Origin of the sequence: Streptomyces sp. NPDC102279 (assembly GCF_044766365.1) — a bacterium.
Lineage (GTDB): Bacteria > Actinomycetota > Actinomycetes > Streptomycetales > Streptomycetaceae > Streptomyces.
On record NZ_JBIWLU010000005.1, the window covers coordinates 35,550 to 51,269 of the forward strand.

The following is a 15,720-nucleotide window of genomic DNA, read 5'->3' on the forward strand; positions in this document are numbered from 1 at the left end:
AAGCGGTGACAGCGGCATGAAGGGTGACGACGGCGTGGCTGACGACAGCCGCACGAGCGGGGGCGAGGGCGTGATCGGTGGCAGCACCGGGCGTACGCCCTGGCACCTGCCGGAGGAAGACCTCCGGGCCTATGCGCAGGGCGCGTTGGAGCCACCCCGCCTCTGGTCCGCCGACACCCACCTCGCCGCCTGCGACCGGTGCCGGGCCGAACTGGCCGCCTTCAGCGACCCGGTGGCCCTGGACGCCGGATGGGAGCGGCTCGACGCCGAGCTCGACGCACCCCGGCCCGGCCCGGTCGAGGCGGTGCTCGTCCGGCTCGGCGTGGCCGACCACACCGCACGGCTGCTGGCCGCCGCCCCCGTCCTGCGCCGATCCTGGCTCGGCGCGGTCGCCGCCGTCCTCGCCATGACGGTCGCCGCGGCCAACGCGGGACGGGTCGGCGCCACCCCCACCCTCTTCCTCGCCCTCGCCCCCCTGCTTCCCCTCGCCGGGGTCGCCCTCTCCTACGGACCGAAGCTCGACCCGACCTACGAGATGGCGGTCGTCTCCCCGCTGCACGGCTTCCGCCTCCTGATGATCCGTACGGTCGCGGTGCTCACGGTCGGCCTCGGGCTGAACGGCATGGCGACCCTCGCCCTCCCGTCCTACGGCCTGCGCGCCCTGGCCTGGCTGCTGCCCGCCCTCGCCCTCACCGCGAGCGGCCTCGCCCTGGCCTCCCGGCTCGGCCCCGTCCTCGGACCCTGCCTGGTCGCGGGCGGCTGGGTCACCGTGCTGGCCGTGGCCCAGGCGACCACGTCGCCGGACGCCACACTCGCCCCCTTCACGGCGGCCGGACAGGGCGTCGCCGGAGCCGTCGCGGCCCTCGCCGCCGCACTCCTCTATCTCGCACGGGACCGGTTCGACAGCTCGCGCCTCCCGTTCACCGACCTCACCGACAGGAACGCCGCATGATCCCCACCGTCTCCGCCTCCGGCCTGAGCCTCCGCTTCGGAGGGACGCGCGCGCTCGACGACGTCTCGCTCCGCCTCGGTGACGGCGTCACCGGCCTCCTCGGACCCAACGGCGCCGGCAAGACCACCCTGTTGAGGGTGCTCGCCACCGCCGTGCCGGCCGACCGGGGCGCCTTCACCGTCCTCGGACACGACCCGGGCACCACCGCGGGACGCCTGGACGTCCGCCGGACACTGGGCTACCTGCCGCAGACCCCCGGATTCCACCAGGACTTCTCCGCCTTCGAGTTCGTCGACTACGTGGCGATCCTCAAGGAACTGACCGACCGCACCGCCCGGCACCGCGAGGTGCGGCGCGTGCTGGAGGCCGTCGACCTGTCCGACGTGCGCGGCAAGCGCATCAAGCGGCTGTCCGGCGGGATGCGCCAGCGGGTCGCGCTGGCCGCCGCACTCGTCGGCGACCCCGGATTCCTCGTCCTCGACGAGCCGACCGTCGGACTCGACCCCGAACAGCGCATGCGCTTCCGTGAGCTGATCGCCCAGGCGGGAGAAGGCCGCACCGTCCTGCTCTCCACCCACCAGACCGAGGACGTCGCAATGCTCTGCCACCGCGTGATCGTCATGGCAGGCGGCCGCATCCGCTTCGAGGGCACCCCGGCCGAGCTGACCGAGCGCGCGGCCGGCCGCGTCTGGAGCAGCACCGAGCGAGACCCGGCCGCCAGAGCCGGATGGCGCACCGGCACGGGCGCGTTCCGCAACGTCGGCGACCCTCCCGAAGGCGCCGACCTCCTCGAACCAACACTGGAAGACGGCTACTTGCTCGCCCTCGACGGTGAGCACGCGGAGGTGACGGCATGAGCGCCGGTACGAACACGCTCCCGCGGACCGTTCCCACCGATGCGGAGTGGGCCGAGCCGAGCCCGCGGTCCAGGACGGCCGCCGTCATCGCCCTCGCCCGCTTCGAGGCACGCGAACTGCTCCTCCAGATCCCGGTCCTGCTCTTCCTCGCGGTGTACGTCGGCTACACCGGATGGACCCTGTTCTCCGGCCGTGAGGGCATGGACGAGTTCCCCGCCCTCCAGGACGTCGACCGGTCCACCCAGGCGGCCCCGCTGCTGCTCGCCATCGCGCTGTTCGTCGCGGTGAACCGCGCGGTCCTGCGCTCGCGCCGGCAGTCCACCGACCGGCACTTCGACGTGCTGGTCATGGAGCCGTGGCGGCGGACGCTGGCCCACGCGCTGTCCGTGCTGCCGTTCGTCGCGATCACCGCGCTCGTCGTCGGGTTCGAGTTCACCTGGGCGGCGCTGAAGCCGGGCGCGGCGGGGCACGGTTCACCCGCCGAACTGGTCGTCGGCCCCCTGGTGATCCTGCTGGCCGGTGTCCTCGGCGTCCTGCTGGCCCGGCTGATCCCGGTCGGGTTCGTCGCACCGCCCTTCGTGATCGGCGCCTACGCCGTCACCATCCTCGTCTCCGCGTCCACCCAGGGCGCGCACTGGGTGACCTGGCTCGGCCCGGTCGTCTCCGACGCGGGCGCGGACCCCTTCCCGTCCGACCTGGTGGGCCGCCCGGCCGCCTGGCACGCCCTCTACCTCGTCGGCCTCGCCGTCCTGCTGCTCTGCCTCGCGGTCGTGCTGAGCGGCGGCCGGACGCGGCTGCTCGCGGCCGTCGCGGTGGTCGCCGCCGCCGCGACCGGTCTCGGAGTGACCGGACAGTCCCCGGGCGACTCCGCCTCGCTGGCAGCGGCCCGCGCGAAGGCGTCCGTCACCCCGCAGAAGGTGCAGGTCTGCATCGAGCACGGGCGGTCGACGTACTGCGCGTTCCCCGAGTGGGCCGGCCGCACCGCCGACTGGGCCGGTGTCGTGGACCGCGTCCAGTCCCGCGCGGGCGGGCCTGCCGGAGGGGAGCGGCTGACCGTGCGCCAGCGCATCGACGCGCGGTACGGCCTGCAGGGTGACGCCGCGATCGCCCCGTCCACCGCGCCGGGCACCGTGACGGCAGGCACGCGCTGGGGTGGGAACCGCGTTCCCGAGTTCGCGGTCGGCGTCGCCTCGGTGCTGGTCGCGGGGGACGAGAAGAGCGCCGGTGAGAAGTGCGACGCCCGTGTGGTGACCACCATGTGGCTGGCCCTGAGTACACAGCGGGACCCGATGCAGTCCCTCCGCGACGTCAGGCTCGACGACAGCACGGAGGGCTCCGCCATCGTGCTCTCGCCCACCGGAGGTCTTTCCATGTCCGCCCAGCAGACCACCGTGGTCAGGGAGCTGCTGGCGAAGCCCCACTTCAGCGTGGCCGCGAAGGTCAAGGCGCACTGGACGGAGCTGACCTCCCCGAAGACGTCCACGACACGGGTGGCCCAGCTGCTCGGCGTACCGGTCGCGGGCAAGGGGACGGCGGCGGACTCGGGGAGTGGATCGTGCGAGATGTAGACGTGGCGGGCCGGCCCGCAAAAGGCCCCGGGGGCTCCGCGGACGCCACTGAGCGGCGGTTCGGAAACGCCGCCGGTCGACGCGCGGGAGGTGCCGGGCGCCCCGGAGCCCGGCAGGTCGCCGCCGTCCTCGTCCGGCCCGTGTGGCGCACCCTGCCCCGCGCGGCCCTGGCCACGGGTGCGGGCCTCGGCCTGCTGCTGGCCGGCACTCCGCGGATGATCTCCGGCGAGGTCGACCCGTGGCTCTGCCTCAACGTGTTGCGGGCCGCCGCGCTCGCCTTCTGCCTGGGGCTGGCGTTCCTGCTGGACGACCCGGCCCGGCACACCACCGCCGCGGTGCCGACACGGCGAACGGTGCGGATCGGAGTGCGCCTGGGGCTCGTCGCTCCACTGACGGCGGCGTGGTGGACGACGGCGCTTCTCCTCATACCCGACGAGGGGCGGCCGCCCGTGGGTGCCGTCACCCTGGAGGCGGCGGCCCTCGCCACCCTCGCGCTGGGCGCCGCGATCGTGGCCGTACGGCACTCGGAGGCCACCGGGCCGGGCCTCGCGGTGTCCGCGGGACTCGTGGGCACCGTCTTCGCGGCGGCCCTGCTGCTCCCCGAGCGCTGGGCCCTCTTCGTCGCGACGGACGACCCCTGCTGGGACGACGCGCACCGGAGATGGGCGGGCGTCCTGGTCGTGGCGGCGGTGGTGGGGGCGTGCAGCCTGGCCGAGCCCTTGCGGCGACGGAGAGGGACCGTCCTCGGCCACCGCTGACGTCAGCCGCCGGGCCCGCGGCCGGAGTCGCCGCCCGCGTACGGGCGGACCGTTGCTCCGGCTCGGTCGGCCCGCGTACGGGCGGACCGTTGCTCCGGCCTGGCCCGGGTCAGGACTCCGTGCGGTACATCAGGTCGGTCTCGTGGGTGACGAAGCCGAGGCGCTCGTAGACGGCGACCGCCGGCTTGTTGTCGGCGTCCACGTAGAGCATCGCGGTGGGCAGGCCCTGGGCGGCGAGATGGCGCAGCCCGATCGTGGTCAGCGCCTTGCCGAGGCCGCCACCCTGGGCGCCAGGGCGCACGCCGAGGACGTACACCTCACCGAGGCCCTCCTCGGCGTGCACCTTCGTCCAGTGGAAGCCGACGAGGTCGTCGCCGCGGAAGGCGAGGAAGAAGCCGGCCGGGTCGAACCACGTCTCGCCGATCCGGTCGTCCAGGTCGCGCTGCGTGAGGGAGCCCTGCTCGGGGTGGTGGGCGAAGGCGGCGGCGTTCACGGCGAGCCAGGCCGAGTCGTCCTGCCCCGGCACGAAGGCACGGACGCTCACGCCCGCCGGCAGCTTCGCGTCGGCCAGGTCGAGGCCCTCCAACGGGCGCCGCATCTGGCGCAGTTCACGGAAGAGGGTGAGACCGAGGACCTGGGCGAGATGCCGGGCGGCGGAATGGCCGCCGTGCGCCCACACCCGCAGCCGCTTGCCGGACTCGTTGAGCATGGCCGTGCCGAGCGCCCGTCCGTGGCCGTGTCCCCGGTGTGCCGGGTGGACGACCAGCTCGGCGGCCGGGGCCTCGACCGGGTCGGTGTCCTCCAGCTGGCCGTAGCCGACCAGTTCGTCGCCGAGGGTCAGCAGCAGATGCCGGACGCCCTCGCGGGCCCCGCCCCTCAGCTGCAGCCGCCCCTGCTCGGACACCGCCTGCTGCCCGTCCCCCTGGGCGGACTCCGAGAGCAGCCGGAGCACGTCCTCGGCCTGGTCCGGGGAGAGCTCGGAGTAGGTCGCGATGGAGCGCGAGCTGGCGAGGGGTGACGTGTCGTCGCTGGTCATGGATATGAGGGTACGGCGCGGTGATTGGGGGACAAGCGGTTGGGCTGAGTCGATGTGGAGCGTGGCGGCGAGGCGGTCCGGCACGGAGCGCGCGGCGGCCACGGCGGGGGTGGGACGGAGCCTCGCGGAGCGGGGTGTCAGCCTCCGGTGAAGCGATGGCAACCAGTCCGTAACCCCGAACCCCCTGTTGCGCTACGCGCGTTGATTCTAAAGTGCGTGCAAAAGCCACGGCCGTCACAGCGACCGCACAGGCCGCCCGGCCCGCGCTCGCACCACCCGCTCGACCGGCGCCATCTGCTCGACCGGCACCACCCGCTCCACCGCGGTCGCACCATCTGCCCGGCCCGCACCACCCGCTCGGCCCTCGCACGTCGCGTCACGTCAGGTCACGACACCCCGCTTTCGCCTCTCACCGTTCTCCAGGGGGGAACCATGCCGCCCACCTTCCGGCACAGACGAACTCATCGCCTCCTCGCGGCCGCCGCCGGTCTCGCCACCGTGGGTGCGCTGGCCGCGGCCATGCCCGCGAGCGCGCACCAGGACGACGCGACGCCGCCGCACCACCACGGCAGCGGCCGCTACCAGGACGTCCAGCTGCTCTCCTTCAACGACCTGCACGGCAACCTGGAGCCGCCGACCGGCTCCTCCGGCCGCGTCACGGAGCTGCAGCCCGACGGCACGACGAAGACCATCGACGCGGGTGGCGTCGAGTATTTGGCCACGCACCTGCGCGACGCCCGCAAGGGCAACAAGTACTCGATCACGGCCGCCGCCGGTGACATGGTCGGGGCCTCGCCGCTGATCTCCGGGCTCTTCCACGACGAGCCGACGATCGACGCGCTGAACGACCTCGACCTGGACGTGACGAGCGTCGGCAACCACGAGTTCGACGAGGGCTCCAAGGAGCTGACCCGCCTGCAGAAGGGCGGCTGCCACCCGACGGACGGCTGCTACGACAAGAAGGCGAAGTTCAAGGGCGCCGACTTCCCCTACCTCGCGGCGAACGTCACCGACGAGAAGACACAGAAGCCGATCCTCAAGCCCTACTGGGTCTGGAAGAAGAACGGTGTGAAGGTCGGCTTCATCGGCGTGACGCTGGAGGGCACGCCGAACATCGTCTCCGCCGAGGGCGTCAAGGGTCTGAAGTTCGGCGACGAGGTCGAGACGATCAACAAGTACGCCAAGGAACTCCAGCGACAGGGCGTGAAGTCCATCGTCGCGCTGATCCACGAGGGCGGGGCTCCCGCCTCGCAGTCGTACAACTACGACTGCGACAGCCCCGGCGCGGGCGACGGCATCTCCGGGCCGATCGTCGACATCGCCAAGAACGTCACGCCGGCCGTCGACGCCCTGGTCACCGGTCACACCCACCAGGCCTACGCGTGCACCATCCCCGACCCGGCGGGTCAGCCGCGCATGGTCACCTCGGCCTCCTCCTTCGGCCGTCTCTACACGGACACCACGCTGACGTACGACCGGCGGACCGGCGACATCGCGCGCACGGCGGTCAAGTCCGCGAACCACGTGGTCACCCGTGACGTCGCCAAGGCGGCCGACATGACATCGCTGATCGCCAGGTGGAACGCGCTCTCCGCGCCGATCGCCTCGCGGCCCATCGGGTACATCGCCGGCGACATCGGCAACGCGGGCACCGAGTCCCCGCTCGGTGACCTGATCGCCGACGCGCAGCTCGCGTACGCCAAGTCCGTCGACCCCGAGGCCGACCTCGCGGTGATGAACCCGGGCGGCATCCGCGCCGGGCTCACCTACGCGGCGAGTGGCAGCGAGGGCGACGGCGTCGTGACCTACGGCGAGGCGTACACGGTCCAGCCGTTCGCGAACACGGTCAACCTGGTCGACCTGACGGGCGCCCAGGTGGTCACCGCGCTCCAGCAGCAGGTCAGCGGCGCCAACGAGGCCTCCCCGAAGATCCTCCAGATCTCCAAGGGCCTCACCTACACCCTCGACCTGACGAAGACCGGCGCGGCCCGCGTCGTCGCCGACTCGGTCAAGCTCAACGGGACGGCGATCGACCCGGCCGCCACCTACCGCGTCGCGATGAACTCCTTCCTCGCGGGCGGCGGCGACGGCTTCGCGGAACTCGGCAAGGGCGGGAACGTCCGGGTCGGCGGCGACGACCTCGCGGCCCTGGAGACCTACCTGACGGCCGGCTCCTCCGCCACGGCGCCGTACCCGGTCCCGGCCGCGGACCGGATCACGATCGTCAAGTAGTCGCGGATCGTGAAGTTGATCGCATACGGGCGGTAGCAGTTGCGGTCAGGGGTGGTACGCATGGTCGGATGAGACGATGCGTACCCCCCACCGCATAGCCACGCATCCCCGTCCGAACCCCTACGAAGAACTGGGCGCCCTCGACGGCACCGGGCCCCTGGAGGAGTTCCTCCACGAGGACCGGCCCGTGGACGAGCCCCGGGAAGAACCGGACGAAGGCTGGTCCCCGCCCAACCACCGCCGCGGCAGCCGGCGCCGCCGCAGGCGCTTCGCCGGTCTCCCCTTCGCCGTGAAGGCCTCAGCCACCATCCTGTCCCTCGCGGCGTTCCTCGCCCTCGGCGACCGCTGGGCGGTGCTGTACGCCGAGCACCGGGCGGCCGACAAGCTCAAGGACCAGCTGCACCTGACCGCCGCGCCCGAGGTCGAGATCGGCGGCTTCCCCTTCCTCACCCAGCTCGCCGACCAGCGGCTGGACTCCGTGAAGGTGACCGTGCCCGACGTGGCCGCCGACCGGGTCTCGCTGGCCAAGGTGTCGGCGACGGCGACGAACGTACGGCTCGACGGCGACGGCCCCACCTCCGTGCGCGGCGCCCGCATCCCCGAGATGCACGGCGAGGTACTGCTGTCCTTCGACGACCTGAACCGTGAACTGGGCGCCTCGCAGGTCACGTTCACCGGGCACGGCGGCGACCAGGTGCGGGCACGCGGCACGCTGCCCGTCGCCGGGCACGATCTGCAGCTGCGTGCCGACGCGCGCATCCAGCGGGACGGCGCGCGCGGTATCTCCACCCACATCGGCGGCATGCGCCTGGACATCGGCGACCTGGCGACCTACCGCCCCGGCGCGCGGGCCTCGGAAGGCCTCCACCTCACCCGGGACACGGCCGCCAGGCTGGGCAAGGAGGCCGCGAAGGCGCGGGCGCTGCTCGCCGTCCCGTCGATCGTCCACCGGCTCGGGGTGCCCGACTCGGCGGTGCGCGAGGCGCTGCGCGACGACACGAAGCTGGCCTCCCTGACCGGGGCGCCCGCCTTCGTCCATCAGGCGATGCGGCTGAACCTCCTCGACGTGGCGGCGGCCCACCCGGAGCTCCTGAAGCGCCTCGGCTTCGACCCGAGCCTGCTCCAGGGCCTCACCCGCCTCACCCGGCCCGTTCTCACCGACCAGCTCTCGCTGGGCTTCCAGCTGCCGCACCCGGCGGACGGGGCGGTGAACCTGCGGGACGTGCGGGTCGAGCGCGACGGGATCCGGGTCCAGGTGGCGGGCACGGATCTGCGGGTCGGGCACTGACCCGACCCGCGGGTCAGGGAAGTTCGGGCGGAGCGGCGGGGGCGCCGGGCAGCCGTACGGTCGCGATCGTGCCGCCGTCCTTCGCCGGGCGCAGCGACACCTCGCCGCCGGCCTGTTGGACCGTGCGGGCCACGATGGACAGGCCGAGGCCCGATCCCGGCAGGGCCCGTGCGTCGGGTGAGCGCCAGAAACGGTCGAAGACGTGCGGGAGTTCGTCGGTGGGGATGCCGGGTCCGTGGTCGCGCACGGTCAGCTCGCCCTCGTGCAGCCGTACGTCGACCGTGCCGCCCGGCGGGCTGAACTTCACCGCGTTGTCGAGGATGTTCACGATCGCCCGCTCCAGGGTGGAGGGTTCCGCCCGGACGAACCAGGGCTCCAGCGCGGCCGTGATCGTCAGCTCGGGGCCGCGCAGCCGTGCCCGGCGCAGGGCCGCCTCCACCGTGTCCTGGAGCGCCACGACCTCCAGGGGGTCGGCCGCGTGCCCCGCGTCCGAACGCGACAACGTCTGCAGGTCGCCGATCAGCGCCGCGAGTTCGGTCATCTGCGCGGTCACCGAGGCGAGCAGCGCCTTGCGGTCCGCCGGAGGGATCGGCCGGCCCGTCTCCTCGCTCCGGGTGAGGAGTTCGATGTTCGTCCGCAGCGAGGTCAACGGCGTCCGCAGCTCGTGCCCGGCGTCCGCGATGAGCTGCTGCTGCAACTCGCGGGAGCTGGCGAGGGAGGCGGTCATGGAGTTGAACGACTCAGAGAGCCGCGCGATCTCGTCGTTTCCCTCGACCGGGATCCGAACGGTGAGATCTTCTGTCCGGGCGACGTGCTCGACGGTCTCGGTGAGTTTGTCGACCGGACGAAGCCCGGCCCGAGCCACCCAGAGCCCGGCGGCACCGGCGCCCACGACTCCGATGCCGGAGACGAGGAGGAGCACTAGGGCGAGGTCGTTGAGGGTCTTCTGGGTGTCACGGAGGGATACGCCGACAGTCAGCGCCACGTTCGGATACAGCCGAGCACCGGGGCCGAATCCGCCCACCAGCAGCGGTGTGGTTCGGACCCGTACATCGTTTCCGTCCGCATCGGTGGCGTTGTGGAAGACCTCCTGGCCCTGATCAGGGTTCGCAGCAATGCTCTTGTCTTGTGCCGTGGACTTCACAACGCCGGTGGAGTCGCTGAAGACGCAGGGGGAGCCACTCGGCTTGACCACCTGCACGTAGTAGTCCCTGGGGCGTTGAAGATCGGGTGTGCCCGCCACAGACTTCGGACAGGTCGCGAGCAGCGCGGTGATCTGCGGCTCGGTCAACCGGAAGTTGGCATCGCCGAGCTGGGTATCGACCTGGTCGTACAACTTGCCCTGGACGATGAACCAGCACGTCACCGAGACCGCCGCCACGGCGAACGCCACCGCTGCCGCTACCAGCAGGGCGAGCCGGGAGCGCAGGGGCAGCGACCTGAACCGGCGGAGCACCTTTCTCACTCCGCGCCGCCCGACCGCAGCACGTACCCCACACCCCGGACCGTGTGGACGAGGCGCGGCTCGCCGCCGGCCTCCGTCTTGCGGCGCAGGTACATCACGTACACGTCGAGGGAGTTCGACGACGGTTCGAAGTCGAAGCCCCAGACGGCCTTCAGGATCTGCTCGCGGGTGAGGACCTGGCGCGGGTGGGCGAGGAACATCTCCAGGAGCGTGAACTCGGTGCGGGTCAGCTCCACCGGGCGCCCGGCCCGGGTGACCTCGCGCGTGGACAGGTCCATGCGCAGGTCACCGAAGGTCAGCGCGTCGTCCTCGGGAACGGCACCCGCGGACGCCGCGTAGGAGCTGCGGCGCAGCAACGCCCTGATGCGGGCGAAGAGTTCGTCCAGTTCGAAGGGCTTGACCAGGTAGTCGTCCGCGCCGGCGTCCAGTCCCGTCACCCGGTCACCGACCGTGTCACGGGCCGTCAGCATGAGGATCGGCGTCGTCGTGCCGGCGCCGCGCATCCGGCGGGCCGCCGTGAGGCCGTCCATGCGGGGCATCTGGATGTCGAGGACGACGAGGTCGGGCTGGTAGGCGGTGGCCTTCTCCAGGGCGTCCGCGCCGTCGACCGCGACCTCGGTGTCGTACCCCTCGAAGGCGAGGCTGCGGCGGAGTGCGTCGCGCACCGCCGGCTCGTCGTCGACGATCAGGATGCGCTGGGTGTCACGGTCGCCTTCGGCGGAGCTCATGGATGCGGGTTCCTCGGGTGGGATGGGGGTCGTGGGGCACCCGGACCGACCGGGTGCTTTCAGCCTCGCACGTTCCGGGCTGTCCCGGAATGGATCAGCTTCGTACGGTACGGCGGCGGGCCGGGGCCCGGCGCGCGGCGGGCCGGGAGGCGGCGGGGGCCAGCTCCGGGGCCCGCCGCTCCGGCGCGTGCAGTGCGCGGGCGACCGCCAGGGCCAGGGCGAGCCCGGCCGGGTCGTCGCCGGTCACGGGGTGCGCGACGTGCTGGATCTTCATGGCGACCTCCGGGGTCAGCTGTCGGAGCCGCCGGCCCGCAGCGAGGCCAGGTCGGACTTGACGGTGTTGATCGGGATGGCGAAGCCGAGGCCGACGCTGCCCGCGCTCGACGAGGACGAGGAGGAGTCCGAAGCGGCCGAGTACATCGCGGAGTTGATGCCGACGATGTTGCCGTTCATGTCGATCAGGGCGCCGCCGGAGTTGCCGGGGTTGAGCGAGGCGTCCGTCTGCAGGGCCTTGTACGTGGTCGTGGAGGAGCCGGTGTCGCCGTTGAACTGGCGCCCGCCGAACTCGAAGGGCCACTGCTCGCTGCCGCTGCCGCCGTCCTGCTGTTGCTGCTGCTGGCCCTGGCTCTCGTCGGTGGAGACGGTCACGTCCCGGTCGAGCGCGGAGACGATGCCGCTGGTGACGGTGCCGGTCAGGCCCTCGGGGGAGCCGATGGCGACGACCTGGTCGCCGACCTGGATGCCGGCGGAGTCGCCGAGCGTCGCCGTCTTCAGTCCGGACGGCGCGTTCTCCAGCTTGATCAGCGCGAGGTCCTTCTTGCTGTCGGTGCCGACGACGCTCGCGGTGTACGACTTGCCGTTGTTCAGCCGCACCTTGATCGCGGAGGCACCCGACACGACGTGGTTGTTGGTGACGATCTCGCCGCCGGTCGTGATGATCACGCCCGAGCCGGTGGAGGAGCCCGCGTTCGAGGTCGCGCTGATCTCGACGATGCTCGGGCTGACCGCCTTGGCGACGCCGGAGACGGTGCCCTTCTGGCTGGTGGGCACCACGCTGGCGCTGGTGCTGCTGGAGGCGACGGTGTCGTTGCCCGTCAGCTCCTGGATGCCGTAGGCGGTGCCGCCGCCGATCGCCGCGGCGACGATCGCCACGGCGGCGAGCAGGGCGAACGGGCCCTTGGCGCGCCGCTTCGCGGGTGCCCGGCCCTCCGGCGGGGCGGGCGGGGCGGCGAAGACCGCGGTGGAGCCGGTGGCGTCGGATCCGGGGTGACCGGCGTACGGCCCGGCGCCGTGGCCGTCACCGCCGTGGCCGTCACCGCCGTGACCGGAGCCCGGCCACACGGTGGTGCCCGGCTCGACGTGGACCGGCCGGTACGCCGGCGGGGGAGGCCACTCGGGGTTCACGGGGGAGGAGGAGGGGTGCGACTGCTGCTGGGGGTACGCGGACCCGTGGTCGTCGCCCTGGGGGTACTCGCCGCTGCGGCGGAAGCTCTCGGTCATGTCAAAAAGACTGTCCTCGGATCATGAGAGCTCCCTGAGCGGTCCCTGAGAAGCCCGACAGAACCTCGTATGCCCGATATAAGGGCGCCCGGAGCGACGGCCCGGGTACGACCCGGATGCGCTCCGGTACTTCTGTCGAGCCCGGTCGGCGGGACCTGCCGGACCGTCCGGCGGAACTCCTGCCCGACCTCCTGCGCGCCCTTCGCCGGCTCCTCAGGCAAACAGGGGGTGGCGTCCCGGTGATCCCGTGGAACGGCAGGGGCGAACACTTGTCTGACCCCTGTGAGGGTCGTGATTTCGGGGGCTGGAGAGGCCTACGATCTCCGCGCCGGAGGGGGGCTCCGCGGTTACGCCCGATGTCGACGCACGCCATGCAAGCGGTTGCTGTCGACGATCGGGCCGGTGCGTCGTACGCCCTTCTCAGGCCTCTGACATGGACGACTACGACTACACGCACCCACACCAGGAGCCCTGAGTGATACGTGCCCTGCGCGACCGCTGGAGACGCCCCGCCACGGCGTTGCCGACGGCCGCTCTCGCGCTGGCGCTGACCTGCGCCGGCGCCCTCGCGGCGCAGCCCGCCAGTGCGGCCGACCACCCGGCCGGACTGCCCGAGGCGAGCGTCGCCGCCCAGACCGGCGCCGTGCCCGCCCCGACCGCCTCCGACAAGGAACTGCGCCACCGCGTGGTCGAGGCGGCCAAGACCCAGGCGACGCCGGCGGCGAAGCCCAAGAAGACGCCGTTCATCATCGGCGGCACCGAGACCTCCATCTCCTCGGCGCCGTGGATGGTCCAGCTGTCCTACTACGACGACGCTGCCGGCGAGGGCTACTTCTGCGGCGGCACCCTCGTCGCCCCCAACAAGGTCCTGACGGCGGCACACTGTGTCGCCGGCCTCGACTGGGCGAAGAACGGCGCGGTGGTCGCCGGCGCCACCGGCCTGCTGGACGACACCAACGGCACCGTCGCGGGCGTCTACCGCCAGTGGAACCACCCGCACTTCGACGACGCGACCCTCCAGAACGACGTGGCGGTCCTCACCCTGGACCGTCCGCTGGAGCAGCAGTGGATGAAGCTGACGGCCGCGGGCGACAGCACCTCGTACAAGACCGGCACGTCCGCCACCGTCTACGGCTGGGGTCTGACCTCGGGCGCCGACGACGCGGACCTGTCGGCGAACCTGCGCAAGGTCACCCTGCCGATGGTGGCCGACTCCACCTGCAACACCGCGATGAAGACGGTCCTCGGTGAGGACGACTTCGTCGAGGGCTCGATGTTCTGCGCCGGCACCCCGGCGTCGGGCACCGATGAGGGCACCAAGAGCCCGTGCAACGGCGACTCCGGTGGCCCGGTGGTCGTCGGCGGCAAGGTCGTCGGCATCGTCTCGTGGGGCGTCTCCGGCTGCACCGCCAAGGGCGCCTACCCGGTGTTCACCAAGGTGTCCTCGTACACCTGGGCGGCCCAGCCCCGTATCGACGACGCGGACCTGACCTTCGACGGCCGTGCCGACCTGCTGGAGCGGACGCCCTCGGGCGGCCTGTTCGAGCAGGACAGCAAGGGCACCTCGCTGGCCACCCGCGCCTACCAGGGCAACGGCTGGCAGACCGCCGGCTGGGTCCTCCAGGCCGATCTGGACCGGGACTTCTACCAGGACCTGATCGAACGCGACGCGACCGACGGCAAGCTCTACCGCAGCTACCTGAACCACAGCAGCGGCGAGTTCGAGTGGATGCAGATCACGTCGGTGTGGGGCGGCTACAAGTCGTACGCCGTCCCCGGCGACATGACCGGTGACTCCCGCCCCGACCTGGTCGCGGTGGACGCCGACGGTTCGGTCTACCTGTACCCCGGCAAGGGCAACGGCGAGTTCTACGCCCGCGTCAAGGTCGTCGACAAGGCCTGGAAGGGCGTCGAGATCTTCGGGCACGGCGACCTGTCCGGCGACGGCCGCGCCGACCTGCTGGTCCGCAACAGCTCCGGCGTCCTGTACCTCTACCGGGGCACGCAGGTCGAGCACACGCCGTGGTCGACGCGGATCCAGGCGCGTACGGGCTGGAACTTCACCTCGTACGTGGCCAACGGCGACGTGACCGGCGACGGCATCGCCGACGTCATCACCCGTGACTCGGGCGGCACGCTCTGGCTCTACCCCGGAACCGACAAGGCCTCCAGCGACCTCTTCGGCTCGCGCAAGAGCCTCGGCACCGGCTTCAACCAGTACAACCTGCTGTTCTAGCCCCACCGGACGGACAGCAGAGATCCCCGCGCCCCTTCCGGGGCGCGGGGATCTCCGTTGTTCGAGTGCCGTACGACCTACTCGCAGCCGCAGGACTGGCGCACCACCAGCCGCGAGGGGAACAGCTTCAGCCGCTCGCGGCGGGAGCCCGCCACCCGCAGACCGTCGTCGAGGACGAGGTCGACGGCCGCGCGGGCCATCGCCGAGCGGTCCGACGCGATCGTGGTCAGCGGCGGGTCGGTCAGACCCGCTTCCTTGACGTCGTCGAACCCGGCGACCGCGAGCTGCCCCGGCACGTCGATGCGCAGCTCGCGCGCGGCGCGCAGCACACCGATCGCCTGGTCGTCCGTGGAGCAGAAGATGGCCGGCGGCCGGTGCGGTCCGGCGAGCAGTTCCAGGCCGACCTGGTAGGCGTCGTAACGGTTGTACGGGGCCTCGAAGAGGCGGCCCTCGGTGGGGAGTCCGGCCTCCTGCATGGCGCGCCGCCAGCCCTCGACGTGGTCGGAGACGGGGTCGCCGACCGCCGGTGTCTCGGCGGTGCCGCCGAGACAGGCCACGTACTCGTACCCGTGCTCCAGGAGGTGCCGGGTGGCGAGCTGGGCGCCCCCTATGTCGTCGGTGACGACGGCGACGTCGTCGATCGCCTCGGGGCGCTCGTGCAGCAGCACCACACGGGCGTCCCAGGCGTCGATCTCGGCGGCCGCGTGGTCGTTCAGCGCGTGGCTGACGAGGATCAGCCCGGAGACCCGCATGCCGAGGAAGGCCCGCAGATAGTGGACCTCGCGCTCGGCGATGTAGTCGGAGTTGCCGACGAGCACCATTTTCCCGCGCTCGGCCGCGGCCTGTTCGACCGCGTGCGCCATCTCCCCGAAGAAGGGCTGGCGCGCGTCCGGGACGATCAGCCCTATGAGTTCCGTCCGCCGCGAGGCCATGGCCTGGGCGACCCGGTCGGGCCGGTACCCCAGTTCCTTGATCGCTGCTTGAACGCGCTCGCGCGTGGCCGGGGCGACCGGCCGGGGTCCGTTGTTGATGACATAGCTGACGACGGCGGTCGACGTACCCGCCAGTCGTGCTACATCATCCCTTGTCACCTTGGCCAC

The 15,720-nt window shown here is 72.1% G+C and carries 13 protein-coding genes; 7 read left to right on the forward strand and 6 right to left on the reverse strand.

The window, feature by feature from the left end; translation table 11 throughout:
• Nucleotides 1–16 precede the first annotated feature (16 nt).
• From ACIRQH_RS13095 to ACIRQH_RS13110, 4 genes are read left to right on the forward strand one after another with little or no spacing between them, the layout of a single operon-like run.
• Nucleotides 17–952: a zf-HC2 domain-containing protein gene (locus tag ACIRQH_RS13095; protein WP_404226139.1), complete on the forward strand. Its 936-nt coding sequence runs from the start codon at nucleotides 17–19 to the stop codon at nucleotides 950–952.
• On the forward strand, nucleotides 949–1,809 hold the full coding sequence (locus tag ACIRQH_RS13100; RefSeq protein WP_358822050.1) for an ABC transporter ATP-binding protein: 861 nt from the start codon (nucleotides 949–951) through the stop codon (nucleotides 1,807–1,809). The genes ACIRQH_RS13095 and ACIRQH_RS13100 overlap by 4 nt, the downstream gene beginning before the upstream one ends.
• Entirely contained in the window at nucleotides 1,806–3,377 is a 1,572-nt protein-coding gene (locus ACIRQH_RS13105; RefSeq protein WP_404225758.1) for an ABC transporter permease, read from the forward strand. Before ACIRQH_RS13100 ends, ACIRQH_RS13105 begins: the two co-directional genes overlap by 4 nt.
• Nucleotides 3,365–4,135, forward strand: a complete 771-nt coding sequence (locus ACIRQH_RS13110) for an ABC transporter (RefSeq protein WP_388875072.1) — start codon at nucleotides 3,365–3,367, stop codon at nucleotides 4,133–4,135. The genes ACIRQH_RS13105 and ACIRQH_RS13110 overlap by 13 nt, the downstream gene beginning before the upstream one ends.
• Before the next feature lie 109 nt (nucleotides 4,136–4,244).
• Here the strand turns inward: ACIRQH_RS13110 and mshD are convergent, their stop codons facing one another.
• Nucleotides 4,245–5,171, reverse strand: coding sequence for a mycothiol synthase (gene mshD, locus ACIRQH_RS13115; protein ID WP_358822053.1), 927 nt, complete (start codon nucleotides 5,169–5,171; stop codon nucleotides 4,245–4,247).
• Between the two features lie 432 nt (nucleotides 5,172–5,603).
• Here mshD and ACIRQH_RS13120 point away from each other — a divergent pair, with 432 nt between their 5' ends.
• Nucleotides 5,604–7,403, forward strand: a complete 1,800-nt coding sequence (locus tag ACIRQH_RS13120) for a bifunctional metallophosphatase/5'-nucleotidase (RefSeq protein ID WP_404225761.1) — start codon at nucleotides 5,604–5,606, stop codon at nucleotides 7,401–7,403.
• Between the two features lie 76 nt (nucleotides 7,404–7,479).
• Nucleotides 7,480–8,691 carry a DUF2993 domain-containing protein gene (locus ACIRQH_RS13125; RefSeq protein ID WP_404225763.1) on the forward strand — a complete coding sequence of 404 codons (1,212 nt, stop codon included), beginning with the start codon at nucleotides 7,480–7,482 and terminating at the stop codon, nucleotides 8,689–8,691.
• A 13-nt stretch (nucleotides 8,692–8,704) separates the two neighbouring features.
• Here the strand turns inward: ACIRQH_RS13125 and ACIRQH_RS13130 are convergent, their stop codons facing one another.
• The 4 genes from ACIRQH_RS13130 to ACIRQH_RS13145 form a co-directional block, all read right to left on the reverse strand.
• Nucleotides 8,705–10,156 carry an ATP-binding protein gene (locus tag ACIRQH_RS13130; protein WP_404225765.1) on the reverse strand — a complete coding sequence of 484 codons (1,452 nt, stop codon included), beginning with the start codon at nucleotides 10,154–10,156 and terminating at the stop codon, nucleotides 8,705–8,707.
• A complete protein-coding gene (locus ACIRQH_RS13135; protein ID WP_081218134.1) occupies nucleotides 10,153–10,884 on the reverse strand; it encodes a response regulator transcription factor in 732 nt (243 codons plus the stop codon). The genes ACIRQH_RS13130 and ACIRQH_RS13135 overlap by 4 nt, the downstream gene beginning before the upstream one ends.
• Before the next feature lie 94 nt (nucleotides 10,885–10,978).
• A complete protein-coding gene (locus tag ACIRQH_RS13140) occupies nucleotides 10,979–11,158 on the reverse strand; it encodes a hypothetical protein (RefSeq protein ID WP_388875060.1) in 180 nt (59 codons plus the stop codon).
• Nucleotides 11,159–11,172: 14 nt separating this feature from the next.
• Entirely contained in the window at nucleotides 11,173–12,384 is a 1,212-nt protein-coding gene (locus ACIRQH_RS13145) for a S1C family serine protease (RefSeq protein WP_404225767.1), read from the reverse strand.
• A 475-nt stretch (nucleotides 12,385–12,859) separates the two neighbouring features.
• Here ACIRQH_RS13145 and ACIRQH_RS13150 point away from each other — a divergent pair, with 475 nt between their 5' ends.
• The gene (locus ACIRQH_RS13150) at nucleotides 12,860–14,620 is read left to right on the forward strand and encodes a trypsin-like serine protease (RefSeq protein WP_404225769.1); all 1,761 of its coding nucleotides are present in this window, start codon (nucleotides 12,860–12,862) and stop codon (nucleotides 14,618–14,620) included.
• A gap of 77 nt (nucleotides 14,621–14,697) precedes the next feature.
• On the opposite strand, the gene ACIRQH_RS13155 is transcribed toward ACIRQH_RS13150, so the two are convergent.
• On the reverse strand, nucleotides 14,698–15,720 hold the full coding sequence (locus ACIRQH_RS13155; RefSeq protein ID WP_355879030.1) for a LacI family DNA-binding transcriptional regulator: 1,023 nt from the start codon (nucleotides 15,718–15,720) through the stop codon (nucleotides 14,698–14,700).

Excerpts from the sequence above, each read along its gene's own strand:
- ACIRQH_RS13140 (WP_388875060.1), bottom strand. The coding sequence starts at position 11,158 with ATGAAGATCCAGCACGTCGCGCACCCCGTGACCGGCGACGACCCGGCC.
- ACIRQH_RS13100 (WP_358822050.1), top strand. The coding sequence starts at position 949 with ATGATCCCCACCGTCTCCGCCTCCGGCCTGAGCCTCCGCTTCGGAGGG.
- ACIRQH_RS13095 (WP_404226139.1), top strand. The coding sequence starts at position 17 with ATGAAGGGTGACGACGGCGTGGCTGACGACAGCCGCACGAGCGGGGGC.
- ACIRQH_RS13135 (WP_081218134.1), bottom strand. The coding sequence starts at position 10,884 with ATGAGCTCCGCCGAAGGCGACCGTGACACCCAGCGCATCCTGATCGTC.
- mshD (WP_358822053.1), bottom strand. The coding sequence starts at position 5,171 with ATGACCAGCGACGACACGTCACCCCTCGCCAGCTCGCGCTCCATCGCG.
- ACIRQH_RS13120 (WP_404225761.1), top strand. The coding sequence starts at position 5,604 with ATGCCGCCCACCTTCCGGCACAGACGAACTCATCGCCTCCTCGCGGCC.
- ACIRQH_RS13145 (WP_404225767.1), bottom strand. The coding sequence starts at position 12,384 with ATGACCGAGAGCTTCCGCCGCAGCGGCGAGTACCCCCAGGGCGACGAC.
- ACIRQH_RS13125 (WP_404225763.1), top strand. The coding sequence starts at position 7,480 with ATGCGTACCCCCCACCGCATAGCCACGCATCCCCGTCCGAACCCCTAC.
- ACIRQH_RS13105 (WP_404225758.1), top strand. The coding sequence starts at position 1,806 with ATGAGCGCCGGTACGAACACGCTCCCGCGGACCGTTCCCACCGATGCG.